At 69.8% G+C, this 12,298-nt stretch carries 9 protein-coding genes; 4 read left to right on the top strand and 5 right to left on the bottom strand.

What is annotated here, in order from left to right:
- Nucleotides 1-89: 89 nt before the first annotated feature.
- Nucleotides 90-1,286: an urea ABC transporter substrate-binding protein gene (gene urtA / locus LY13_RS12750; protein WP_253828617.1), complete on the bottom strand. Its 1,197-nt coding sequence runs from the start codon at nucleotides 1,284-1,286 to the stop codon at nucleotides 90-92.
- Between the two features lie 583 nt (nucleotides 1,287-1,869).
- Here urtA and LY13_RS12745 point away from each other — a divergent pair.
- On the top strand, nucleotides 1,870-2,166 hold the full coding sequence (locus LY13_RS12745) for a DUF3040 domain-containing protein (protein ID WP_253828616.1): 297 nt from the start codon (nucleotides 1,870-1,872) through the stop codon (nucleotides 2,164-2,166).
- On the opposite strand, the gene LY13_RS12740 is transcribed toward LY13_RS12745, so the two are convergent.
- Nucleotides 2,163-3,017, bottom strand: coding sequence for a phosphoribosylaminoimidazolesuccinocarboxamide synthase (locus LY13_RS12740; protein WP_253828615.1), 855 nt, complete (start codon nucleotides 3,015-3,017; stop codon nucleotides 2,163-2,165). The genes LY13_RS12745 and LY13_RS12740 overlap by 4 nt on opposite strands.
- A gap of 74 nt (nucleotides 3,018-3,091) precedes the next feature.
- On the opposite strand from LY13_RS12740, the gene LY13_RS12735 reads away from it, so the two are divergent.
- Nucleotides 3,092-4,879, top strand: a complete 1,788-nt coding sequence (locus tag LY13_RS12735) for a thiamine pyrophosphate-requiring protein (RefSeq protein WP_253828614.1) — start codon at nucleotides 3,092-3,094, stop codon at nucleotides 4,877-4,879.
- Between the two features lie 283 nt (nucleotides 4,880-5,162).
- Here LY13_RS12735 and LY13_RS12730 read toward each other — a convergent pair whose 3' ends face one another.
- From LY13_RS12730 to LY13_RS12720, 3 genes are all read right to left on the bottom strand, one after another.
- Nucleotides 5,163-6,764, bottom strand: a complete 1,602-nt coding sequence (locus tag LY13_RS12730; protein ID WP_253828613.1) for a flavin monoamine oxidase family protein — start codon at nucleotides 6,762-6,764, stop codon at nucleotides 5,163-5,165.
- Between the two features lie 308 nt (nucleotides 6,765-7,072).
- The gene (locus LY13_RS12725; RefSeq protein WP_253828612.1) at nucleotides 7,073-8,281 is read right to left on the bottom strand and encodes an acyl-CoA dehydrogenase family protein; all 1,209 of its coding nucleotides are present in this window, start codon (nucleotides 8,279-8,281) and stop codon (nucleotides 7,073-7,075) included.
- Between the two features lie 23 nt (nucleotides 8,282-8,304).
- Nucleotides 8,305-9,600, bottom strand: a complete 1,296-nt coding sequence (locus tag LY13_RS12720) for an acyl-CoA dehydrogenase family protein (protein ID WP_253828682.1) — start codon at nucleotides 9,598-9,600, stop codon at nucleotides 8,305-8,307.
- A 288-nt stretch (nucleotides 9,601-9,888) separates the two neighbouring features.
- Between LY13_RS12720 and LY13_RS12715 the strand changes: the two genes are divergently transcribed.
- Both LY13_RS12715 and LY13_RS12710 read left to right on the top strand, forming a co-directional pair.
- Complete coding sequence (locus tag LY13_RS12715) at nucleotides 9,889-11,169, top strand: acyl-CoA dehydrogenase family protein (protein WP_253828611.1); 1,281 nt, start codon at nucleotides 9,889-9,891, stop codon at nucleotides 11,167-11,169.
- Nucleotides 11,166-12,248 carry a phosphotransferase family protein gene (locus tag LY13_RS12710; protein WP_253828610.1) on the top strand — a complete coding sequence of 361 codons (1,083 nt, stop codon included), beginning with the start codon at nucleotides 11,166-11,168 and terminating at the stop codon, nucleotides 12,246-12,248. The genes LY13_RS12715 and LY13_RS12710 overlap by 4 nt, the downstream gene beginning before the upstream one ends.
- Nucleotides 12,249-12,298 lie beyond the last annotated feature (50 nt).

Genomic DNA, 12,298 nt, shown 5'->3' with positions numbered 1-12,298 from the left:
GGGTCCTTTCGAACCGGTGGGTCCGGGCAGGTGCGGGTGGTGCCGGGGCGCCCGTGCGCAGGGCGCCCCGGCGCGACTCAGCCCGCGACTCAGCCCGCGGACAGGCCCTCTGCCCAGTCGTAGCTCTCGAGGAACGGGTCCGGTTCGATGGGCTCTCCGGAGTCCCACACGGTGTGGATCAGGCCGTCGTCGCCGACCGCGCCCACGCGGGACGTCTTGGCGATGTGCTGGTTGTCGCCGTTCACGGTGACCGTGCCCTCGGGCGCGTCGAACGTCACGCCGCCCGCGGCCTCGCGGACGTCGTCGGTCGCGAACGACTCGGCCTTCTCGACCATTTCCTTCCACAGATACAGCGAGGTGTAGGCGGCCTCCATCGGGTCGGAGGTGACGCGGTCGTCGCCGTACTCGGACCGGAACGCCTCGACGAACTTCTCGTTCTCCGGGGTGTCGACGGTCTGGTAGTAGTTCCAGGCGGTGAGCTGGCCTTCGAGGTTGCGCAGGCCGATGCCGTCGACCTCCTCCTCGGCGATGGACACCGACATGACGGGCATGTCGTCGGCGGTGAGTCCGGAGTTGCGGTACTCCTTGAAGAACGCGACGTTCGAATCGCCGTTGAGCGTGTTGAACACCGCGTCGGCGCCCGCCGCCTTCACCTTGTTGCTGATGGTCGAGAAGTCGGTGTGGCCCAGCGGGGCGTACTGCTCGCCCGCGATCTCGATGTCGTGGGCCTTGGCGTACTGCTTGATGATCTTGTTGGCCGTGCGCGGGAAGACGTAGTCCGAGCCGACGAGGAACAGCGATTCGGTGCCCTGCTCCGCCAGGTAGTCGAGCGCGGGCACGATCTGCTGGTTCGTGGTCGCACCGGTGTAGAAGATGTTGTCCGACGCTTCGAGGCCCTCGTACTGGACGGGGTAGAACAGCAGCGAGTTCGCCCCTTCGACCACGGGAAGCATCGCCTTGCGGGACGACGAGGTCCAGCCGCCGAACACCGCGGCCACACAGTCGTCGCTGATCAGCTTGCCCGCCTTCTCCGCGAAGACGGTGGGCTCGGACGCGCCGTCCTCGCTGACGACGTCGAGCTGTTTGCCGAGCACGCCGCCACTGTCGTTGATCTGCTCGGCGGCGAGTTGCAGCGAGTCGTGCACCGTCTGCTCGCTGATGGCCATCGTGCCGGAGAGCGAGTTGACGAACCCGACCTTGACGGAATCACTCGAGGTGTCCACACAGGACTCCGGCGCCGCTGCGTCGCCGCCCTCGTCGACGCGGTTTCCGCACGATGCGAGCACGAATGCGGCGGTAACGACCAGCGCGGCGCCGCGCCGTGCACGCCCTCGCCCTGCTGCGGTTCTCACGAAGCTCACGGAGGAATCGCCTTTCCCGTCGGGGACCGAGATGGTGACGCGGACGCGGCGGGGCCGGGTCCCCGGAAGGAGCCGGCGCCGGCCGTCGCTGCGTCGCCGGCTCACGCTAGAAAGCCCGTGTTTCCGGAACCCGCCCTGTCGTATTGCCGCGTGATCACGTCGGGGAGGCGAGGTGGGAGATGACCGAAACGTGGTGTTCACCGGGTTCCGGTGGGGAGGGCCTGCGATGTGGAACGCCCGGCACGCCCACCGACGGGAGGCGTGCCGGGCGTTCTCCTCGTCCGGGCCTCCGCAACGAGGGGGAGGTGCGGAGTCCCGGGGGCTGTCCGGCCCGTGGTTCTCCTCACGATACGGCGCCGCACCCCGCCGGACCATCGGCTGTGCGGACGATGCGGTACCCGCGAGTGCCCGACACGCCGGGCATCCCCGGTGCGCCCAGCGGGATTAGCGCCGCCCGGCGACGGGTAGTCGGCGCGGGACGCGGAGGAGACGAGCGAGGGAGTTCGCCATGCTGAGTCGTCGCGAACGTGAAGAGCTCGAGCGTATCGGCGGCACACTGCGAGACGACGATCCCGAGCTGGCGCGTGCGTTCGGCCGTGGGGGCCCGCCGCGCCGGTGGGCGGGTGGCCGGGTGTTGCGCCGCGGCCTCGACATGTTCGCCGGTGTGCTGATCGTGCTGGGCCTGGTGACGCTGAACTTCGGCCTGGTGTTGCTGGCGGCGATCGTGCTGGTCATCGCCGCGTTCGCGCACGTGCAGGGGTGGGGCGACCCGTGGCGCTCCCCGAGTGACCACGGGGACGGTTAGCTCGGCACGGCGGCCTGCCACGTCTCCCCGGTGATGCGTTCGTAGGCCTCGGCGTAGCGGGCACGGGTGGCCGCGACGATGTCGGAGGGAACCTCAGGGCCGGGCGGGGTCTTGTCCCAGCCGGTCGAGGTCGCCCAGTCGCGCACGAACTGCTTGTCGAACGCGTGCTGCGGCTGCCCCGGCCGCCACTCGTCGGCGGGCCAGAAGCGGGACGAATCGGAGGTCAGTACCTCGTCGCCGAGGGTGAGCACCCCGTCGGCGTCCCAGCCGAATTCGACCTTGGTGTCGGCGACGATGATGCCACGTTCGGCCGCGTGCTCGGCGCCCGCGCGGTACAGCTCGAGCGTGAGCGCGCGCAGTCGTTCCGCCGTCTCGCCGCCCTCCTGTGCGACGACGTCGTCGAAGGTGATCGCCTCGTCGTGCCCGGCGTCGGCCTTCGTCGTCGGCGTGAAGATCGGCTCCGGAAGTTCGCTGCCCTCCACGAGCCCGTCGGGCAGTGCCACGCCCGACACGGTGCCGCGTTCGCGGTACTCCTTCAGGCCCGATCCGGACAGGTAGCCGCGCGCGATGCACTCCACCCTGACCATGGTCAGCGGCCTGCACCGCAGCGCTCTGCCCACGAACTCGTCCGGGACGTCGGTGGCCGACAGCACATGGTTCGGGACCAGGCCGGCGAACCGCTCGAACCACCAGCGCGACAGCTGCGTGAGCAGCGCACCCTTGTCGGGGATCGGCGTCGGCAGGGTCACGTCGTAGACGGAGATCCGGTCGGAGGCGACGAGCAGGATGTCGCCGTCGTCGTCGTACAGATCCCTGACCTTGCCCGCGTGGATGTGCTTCACGCGCCTCATCGTACGACCGGGTTGCCGCGGCGCCCGGTGGGTAGCCCCGGGACGGTCGACAGCAGTCGAGGACGGGAGAAGTGATGGCGGAAACGGTCGGCGACCAGATGCTGCGCAGGCTGCGGGAATGGGACGTCGAGCAGGTGTTCGGCTATCCCGGCGACGGCATCAACGGCATCGTCGCCGCGTTCGGCGAGGCCGGCAACCGGCCCCGGTTCGTGCAGTCGCGCCACGAGGAGATGTCGGCCTTCTCGGCCGTCGGCTACGCCAAGTTCAGCGGGAACGTGGGCGTGTGTCTCGCCACATCGGGCCCGGGCGCGATCCATCTGCTCAACGGGCTCTACGACGCCAAGCTCGACCACGTTCCGGTCGTCGCGATCGTCGGGCAGACGGCGCGCACGGCGATGGGCGGCAGTTACCAGCAGGAGGTCGACCTGCAGCCGTTGCTGGCCGACGTGGCCTCGGCCTACCTGGTGGAGGTCAACACCGCCGAGCAGCTGCCGAACGCGCTCGACAGGGCCATGCGCACCGCGTGGGCGCAGCGCACCGTCACGGCCGTGATCGTGCCGGGCGACCTGCAGGAACAGACCTACAGTCCGCCGCAGCACGAGTTCAAGCACGTGCCGTCGGCGCCGCCGAGCACCCCGCGGTCGGTCGCCGTGCCGCCGGAGGACGAGATCGCCCGTGCCGCCGAGGTCCTCAACGCGGGCGAGCGGGTGGCGATCCTGGCGGGTCAGGGCGCCCGCAACGCGGCGCACGAGGTGAGCCAGGTCGCCGAGCTGACCGGCGCGGGTGTCGCGAAGGCCCTGCTCGGCAAGGACGTGCTGTCCGACGAGTTGCCGTACGTCACCGGGTCGATCGGACTGCTCGGGACACGGCCGACGTACGAGCTGATGCGCGACTGCGACACGCTGTTGATCGTCGGTTCGAACATGCCTTACAGCCAGTTCCTTCCGGAGTTCGGTCAGGCCAGGGCGGTGCAGATCGACGTGGACGCCGGCGTGCTCGGCATGCGCTACCCGACCGAGGTGAACCTCGCGGGCGAGGCGAAGGCCACGCTGCGTGCGCTGTTGCCACGGTTGCAACGGAAGAACGCGGCGTCGTGGCGCTCGACCATCGAGTCGAACGTCTCCGAGTGGTGGGACACGATGCGGCAGCAGGCCATGCTCGGCGCCGCACCGGTGAACCCGCAGCGGGTGGTGCACGAGCTGTCGGCACGGCTGCCCGAGGACGCGATCATCACGGCCGACTCGGGGTCGTCGACGAACTGGTTCGCGCGCAACCTGCGGATCCGCGGGAGGATGCGGGCGTCGCTGTCCGGCACGCTCGCCACGATGGGCGCGGGCGTGCCGTACGCGATCGGGGCGAAGTTCGCCCACCCGGACCGGCCCGTCGTCGCGCTCGTCGGCGACGGCGCGATGCAGATGAACGGTCTCACGGAACTGCTGACGATCGCCCGGTACCGCGAACTGTGGGACGACCAGCGGCTCGTCGTCTGCGTGTTCCACAACGACGACCTCAACCAGGTCACGTGGGAGCTGCGCGCGATGGGCGGGGCGCCCAAGTTCGAGGAGTCGCAGAACCTGCCGGACATGTCGTACGCTGCGTTCGCGGCAGCGCTCGGCTTCGACACCGTGTCGATCGACGATCCGGAGCAGCTCGGCGTCGCGTGGGACCGTGTGCTGGGTGGCCGTGGTCCGGCGTTGCTCGATGTGCGGTGCGATCCCGAGGTGCCGCCGATCCCGCCGCACGCCACGCTCGACCAGATGACCTCGACCGCCCAGGCGCTCGCCAAGGGCGACCCCAACACGTGGCACGTCCTCATGCAGGGCGCGAAGACGAAACTCCAGGAGTTCCTCCCCGGCCGCTGACCGCCGTGTTGCGGATCCCGGGCCCCGTGTTGCGGTTTCCGGGGCGCGTGTTGCAGGTTCCGGAGTCCGTGTTGCGGGTTCGGGGGCGCGTGTTATGGGTTGCGGAGTCCGTGTTGCACATTCCGGGGCGTGTGTTCTGCAGTCGGGCACGCGTGTTCTGCGCCCGGGCGGCCGAGGTCCCCGACTGGTGGGTGCCGGGGCGATGCCGACGACGGGTCCGAACTCGGCGGCTACGGACCGATCCCGGCCCCGGTCGTCCCGCCGAGTTCGACGACCCGGGTCGTCAGGATGCGGCGACACGCTCCTGGATCCGGGCGACGACCGCACGCGCCGACACCATCGCGCCGTGCTGCCAGGCGATGGCGTGGCTGAGGTGGTCGCCTGCGAAGTGGATGTTGCCCGTCGGTTCGAGCAGCCGTTCGTAGTCGGCGCCGTTCTGGTCGCGCCAATGGACCCACGCCCCCTCGGAGAACGGCGCCCGGGCCCAGTTCTGTGAGAAGGAGGCCGTGATGCCCTGCGTGTAGACGTCCCCGAAGATCTTCCGACCCTGTGCGACGGCACGCTGAAGACGTCGATCCGGCGTGAGCGCGCCGTAGCTGTCGGCGTCGCCGCCGGTGTTGTAGTAGCCGATCATCACGCCCTTGTCGCCGTGATAGCCGTAGGACGGGTGCCAGATGTTCGACAGGTCGGTGTCGGCGTTGCTGATCCCTCCGTAGATGCGGTAGTCCTCTTCCCACCAACGGCGGTCGTACTCGATGCCGAGCTTCCCGGCGTTGCTCACCTGCGCGGACCTGAGCGCGGCGATCACCTCGGACGGGAGGTTGCTGGGGATCTCCGCCGCGAGGTGCGGCGGGATGGTGTTCACGGCGAAGTCGGCCGTGATCGTTCTCGTCGCACCGCCCTGCCGGTAGGAGACCTCGACCCCGTCGGCGGTGTTGCGGTAGGCGACGACCTCGGTGCCGTAGCGGAAGTGCCGTCTGCCGATCGCGTCGGCGAGGGCGTAGGCGATACGGTCCATGCCTCCCACCGGCTGGAGCATCACCATAGCCTGGTCGAAACCGAACTCGAACGAGAAATACCGGCCGACCCCGGACGCCAGTACATCCGACAACGCATAGGGCGTGGTCTCCACGCCGGATTCCCGCCCGGCACCGGGCTGAACCTCGTATCCACGCCTGCTCGTCCCCGTGTAGGCGAAACTCGCGGCCGGGTCGCCGTCCACTTTGTCCCCGAGGTCGCCGAAGCCGCGCAGGAACGCGATGAGCTGCTCCTTGTCGCTGTCGGTGACGTAGGCGTCGAGCGCGCCCTGATCCGTGGCCTTGGCCAGCAGCTCGGAGGTGTATCCGTACACGTCGGCCTTGGCGGCCCGGTGCCGGACGGCCTCACCGTCCAACCCGTGGTCACCCTCGCGGTACAGGAACGCATCGGCGTTCTGGTTGTTGAAGACCTCGAGGTCCACGCCGAGTTCCTTGCAGTAGTCGAGCGTCACGTGCATCTGCGGAATGCGCCCCGGCCCGGTGTTCATGTACTCGCCCTTCGAGAAGGCCGCTCGCTGCCGGTTGCCGTCGAGATCGGTGTAGCGGTCGCCCCCGCGCACCGTCCAATTGCGGCCACCGGGCCGATCGCGCCCCTCCAGGACGGTGACGTCGTAGCCGCCCTTCAGCAATTCGTACGCCGTCGTCATCCCGGCGATGCCGCCGCCCATGACGACCACGGATCGTTTCCCGTGTCCGCGCAGGGCGTTCTTGTCCAACGGGGTGAACGGAGGTGTCTGCGCCGCGAGGGCCGCGGGATTCAGGCCGAGGGCGCCCATCGACGAGAACATCACACCGGTTCCGCCGGCGATTCCGATGTTCCGCAACAGGTCACGGCGAGTGATGCTCAAAGCTGTCTCCCAACGTTCGACATGCCGCTGTGCTCGGAGGTCCGAACGTTAGGGGAGCTGAATTTCGTCGCCGTTAGTTGTCGCGGCTGCGCGTGACGTGCCGGTTACGTCTCGTTGTCGACAGGGTCGAACGGACCACTCGCCGTGCTTCTTCCGGCGGATCATGCGGGCGCAGCGATGTGCGGAGGAGGGCTGTTCCCGTCACGGGCACCGAACACAGAAAACCGCCCGGCTGCAGGGGTGAGGGGCAGCCGGGCGGTCGTGGGGAGGGCGGTCGCCGGGGGAGGGACGGCCGCCCACCGGGTCGGTTACTTCAGTTCGGCACTCGACTTGCCCAGCAGGCGGCGGGCGATGATGAGCTGCTGGATCTGCTGGGTGCCTTCGAAGATGTCGAGGATCTTCGCGTCGCGGCTCCACTTCTCGAGCAGCGATTCCTCGGTGTAGCCGTACACGCCCGCCAGCTCGACGCAGCGGAGCGTGATGTCCACACCGGACCGGCCCGCCTTCGCCTTGGCCATGGATGCCTGCAGCGAGTTGGGCTTTCGGTTGTCGGCCATCCACGCCGATTCCAGCGTCAGCAGGTACGCGGCCTCGTAATCGGCCTCCAGCTGGAGGAACGTGGCGGCCGCCGCGCTCTGGGTGTTCGCCGGCTTGTCGTAGTCGATCTCGACGCCGGCCTCGTCGAGCACCCGGCGGGTCTCCTCCAACGCCGCCCGCGCGACACCGACCGCCATCGCGGCGACCAGCGGGCGGGTGTTGTCGAAGGTCTGCATGACCCCCGCGAAGCCGTTCTTCGTGTCGATCTCCGGGCTGCCGAGCAGGTTCTCCTTCGGCACGCGGCAGTTCTCGAACCGCAGCACCGCCGTGTCGGAGGCGCGAATGCCGAGCTTGTGCTCGAGCCGCACGACCTCGAAACCCGGCGTGCCCTTCTCGACGACGAACGACTTGATCGCGGCACGGCCCTTCGACTTGTCCAACGTGGCCCACACGACGACGCAGTCGGCCCGCTCACCCGCGGTCACGAAGATCTTCTCGCCGTTGAGGACGTACTCGTCGCCGTCGAGCTCGGCGGTGGCGCTCACCGCGGCCGAGTCGGAACCGAAGCTCGGTTCCGTGATCGCCATGGCGGCCCACTTGCCCTTGAACCGTTCCAGCTGCTCGTCGTCGGCCACCGACGCGATCGCCGCGTTGCCGAGGCCCTGGCGCGGCATCGACAGCAGCAGCGCCACGTCGCCCCAGCACATCTCGATCGCACCGAGCACGGTGGACAGGTTGCCGCCGTTGCGGTTGCCCTTGTTCTTGTCGTCGTCGCCCGCGCGGACGCCGGAGGCTCCCGCGCCGCCCTCGCCGGACGAGTTCAGCCCGTCCAGCAGCGACGCCAGCATGTCCAGTTCGGACGGATAGGCGTGCTCGGCCCTGTCGTACTTGCGGGAGTTCGGCCGGAACACCTCCGCGGCAGCCTGGTGCGCCTGGTTGACCAGCGCCTTGGCCTTCTTGGGGATCTCGAGGTTGATCACAGCAAGCCCTTTCTGCGCTGTCTCTACAGGAGAACGATGCCGTCGACGGCGCCGATCGCGCGCAGGTCGCGATACCAGCGCTCCACCGGGTGCTCCTTGGTGTAGCCGTGCCCGCCGAGCAACTGCACGCCCGCGCTGCCGATCTGCATGCCCTTGTCCGTGGCGAGCTTGCGGGCGAGCGCGACTTCGCGGGCGTAGGGCCGGCCCTGCTCGGCGCGCGAGGCCGCGCGCAGCATCGTCAGCCGCATGCTTTCCAGTTCGATCGCGATGTCCGACACCTGGAACGCGACACCCTGGCGGTGGCTGATCGGCTCGCCGAACGCCTCCCGCTCGTTGACGTACGGGATCACGTAGTCGAGCACGGCCTTGCCCGTGCCGCACGCGAGCGCCGCCCACCCGATGCGGGACAGGCGCACGACGTCGGCGAACACCTCCCGCTCGCCGCCGCCCAGCAGCGCGCCCGCGGGGAGCTTCACGTCGTTGAGGACGAGCTTCGTCGTCGCGGCGCTGCGCAGGCCCATGGCGGGTTCGGCCTCGACGGACACGCCCGCGGTCGACGATTCGACGATGAACAGCGCGGGACCGCGGCCTTCGAGGTCGGCGGAGACGACGAACAGCTCGGCGTCCGCGCCGCGCGGCACGAGCGACTTCACGCCGTCCAGCCGGTAGCCGTTGGGGGTCCGCTTCGCGCGGGTCTTCGGTGCGAACGGGTCGAACAGCGGGGTGCGCTCCTGCAGCGCCAGCGCCGCGGCGGGCACGTTCTCGCCCGCGAACGCGGGCACGTAGGCCGCCTGCTGGTCGGCGTCGCCCCACTGCACGAGGGCGTTGCTCACGGCCGACGGCGCGAGCACCGCCACGGCCAGGCCCATGTCGCCGTGCGCCAGCGACTCGGCGACCAGCGCGTTGGTGACGACCGAACGCTCGGAGCCGACCCCGTCGAGCTCCTCGGGAATGCCGATCTGCGTCACGCCGAGCTCGGCGGCGCGGCCCAGCAGGCCGTCCGGGGGCGCGAGCTTGTCGTCGGCCTGGGCCGCCGCGGGCCGGAGCTGTTCCGCGGCGAACTCGTCGACCGTCTCGACGATCATCTGCTGCTCGTCGGTCGGGTCGAGGTCGAACAGCCCCGAATCGGGCGCCTTCTCGAGGCGGGCGGGCTTGCCGAGCCGCGTCGTCGCCTTGAACGTGCGATTCGCCGTGCCCACCGCCTGGAAGCCGGCGCGAGTGGCCGACGAGACGATGTCCTCCACGGGCTTGCGCAGCCCCGCGCGGTCGATCAGCTTGCTGCCTGCCAGCCGGTTGAGCGCGGCGAGGCCGAGCCCCATGGCGTCGCGCCCCTGCTGCGGATTCTGTCGAGCCACAGTCATCCCCTTCGGTTACCTACTCGCGAGTAGGTTAACTCGAACAGCGATGACTCGCCAGTAGGGGGCCTCGCGGCGCCCTACTGCGACTTCGGCCACGCCGACTGTGGAACCCCACAACGGCCGCCACGGGCACGTCTGGCTCGTGGCCACGCGCCGTTTCTAACGTCGGGGTGCGGCCGGGCGTCGGAAGCAGGCCACCCCGCGGGCCGCACACCCGAGGAGCGTCGCTCCAGTCGAAGAGGACGGCAGATGACCTGGGACTTCTCCACCGAACCCGAATTCGAGGCGAAACTGGACTGGGCCCGCGGGTTCGTCCGCGACGAGATCTGCCCACTCGAGGTGCTCGACCTCGACCACGCCACGTTCCGCAGGCTCGCCGAGTCGTTGCAGCAGCAGGTCAAGGCCAACGGCCTGTGGGCGGCGCACCTCGGCCCCGAGCTCGGTGGCCAGGGGTACGGCCAGCTCAAGCTCGGCCTGCTGCACGAGATCCTGGGCAGGAGCGAACTCGCGCCCTACGTCTTCGGCTGCCAGGCGCCCGACTCCGGCAACGCCGAGCTGATCGCCATCGCGGGCAACGCCGACCAGCGCACACGGTGGATGGAACCGCTGCTGCGCGGGGAACTGCTCAGCGCGTTCTCCATGACCGAACAGGGCACCGGGTCGGACCCGAAACAGTTCACGACGTCGGCTCGCCTCGACGGCGACCACTGGGTGCTGAGCGGCCGGAAGTGGTTCGTCGGCAACGCCTCACGCGCGGACTTCCACATCGTCATGGCGGTCACCGAGCCGGACGCCGAACCGCATGCCCGCATGTCGATGCTGCTCGTGCCCACCGACGCAGCCGGTGTCGAGACGCGCGAGATCGGGCTGATGAACGATCCGGACCACAAGAACCCCGTGTGGTCGCATTGCGAGGTCTTCTACCGCGACGTCCGGGTGCCTGCCGAGAACCTGCTGGGGGCGCGGGGCCGGGCGTTCGCGCTGGCCCAGCAGCGGCTCGGCCCCGGTCGCATCCACCACTGCATGCGCTGGCTCGGCGTGTGCAGGCGGGCGTTCGACATGCTGTGTGAGCGTGCCGTCAGCGTTGACGTGCACGGCGGCCCGTTGTCGGACAAGCAGACGATCCAGAACTGGGTGGCCGACTGCGCCGCGGCGATCGAGTCGACACGGCTGCTGACGCTGTACGCGGCGTGGAAGATCGACCGGGTCGGCGCCAAGGAGGCGCGCACCGAGATCGCGATGATCAAGTACCACGGCGCGACCGTGCTGCACGACGTCATCGACAAAGCGATCCAGGTCCACGGCTCGCTCGGGTTCTCCACCGACATGCCCCTGGAACAGATGTACCGGTGGGCGCGAGCCGCTCGTATCTACGACGGCCCCGACGAGGTGCACCGGGTGACGGTCGCGCGCAGGCTGCTGCGCGACTACACACCCGCCGCCACGCCCACCGAGCACGTCCCGACCCGGCGCGAAGAGGCGCTCGCGCGGTTCCGCGACCACCTCGAGCTCGCGACGGTGGCCTCATGACCGCGTCCGACGAGGTGCTCGCCGCGCCGCTGCAGGACTGGCTGACGGCGAACACGCCCGGCGTCGGACCGTGGCGGCTACGCAGGCTCTCCGGCGGAAACTCGAACGAGACGTGCCTGCTGACCTGCGTCGAGACACGATACGTGTTGCGCAGGCCGCCGCGGAACGCACTCTCTGCGTCGGCGCACAACCTCGAGCGGGAACACCGGGTGCTCGGCGCGTTGTCGGAGTCGGCGGTGCCCGCGCCGAGGCCGGTGGCGCTCTGTGAGAACCCGGCGGTACCGATGGCGCCGTTCCTGGTGATGGAGCACGTACCCGACGCCGTGTCCGTCACGACCGAACTGCCCGCCGCGTACCCCGGCGGCCCGTCGGCCGTCGCGCGGATCGCCGAGGAGGTCGTCGACGCCCTCGCCGCGGTGCACGGTCTGGACTGGGGGGCGGCCGGTCTGGACGGGTTCGGCAAGCCGGCGAGGTTCCTCGAACGGCAGGTCCCCCGGTGGTACCGGCAGTGGCAGAGCATCGCGCGACGACCGTTGCCTGCGCTGGAACGGGTCGCCGACTGGCTCGAACGTAACCGTCCCGACGACGCCGCGCCCGCCCTGCTCCACGGCGATTTCCACCTGGACAACTGCCTCGTCTCGGCCCGCGAACCGCGGCTGCTCGCCGTGATCGACTGGGAGATGGCCACGATCGGCGACCCGCTGTTGGACCTGGGGCTGCTGCTGGCGTTCTGGGGTGAGCGGCCGGTCGACCCACCCGGGATGCCTGCGATCCAAGCCGTGTCCCGTGCGCCGGGCGCACCGCCGCGGGAGGCACTGCTCGACCGGTACGAGCAGGCCATCGGTCGGCCCGTCCGGCACGTCACGTACTACCGCTGCCTCGCCCTTTTCAAGCTCGCCGCGATCGTCGAAGCGGCCCGCTCACAGCGCGTCGCGGGCGACCTCGACACCCCGTACGCGCGGGCGCTCGAATACGACGTGCCCGCGCTGCTCGACGAGGCCGCGGCCGTCGCGGGCATCGCCACCCGCGCGGGCGCGACCAGTACGGCGGCCGCTGGAGTTTCCGACAACGGCACCTGATCGTGACTCTGGTCACGCCTCTCCGGGCCCGGCACCGTCGAGGTCGGCAG

The organism is Prauserella aidingensis, assembly GCF_024171865.1.
Taxonomy (GTDB): domain Bacteria; phylum Actinomycetota; class Actinomycetes; order Mycobacteriales; family Pseudonocardiaceae; genus Prauserella; species Prauserella aidingensis.
The sequence above is the reverse complement of the archived record's forward strand: the minus strand, read 5'-3'. Positions and strand labels throughout refer to the sequence as shown.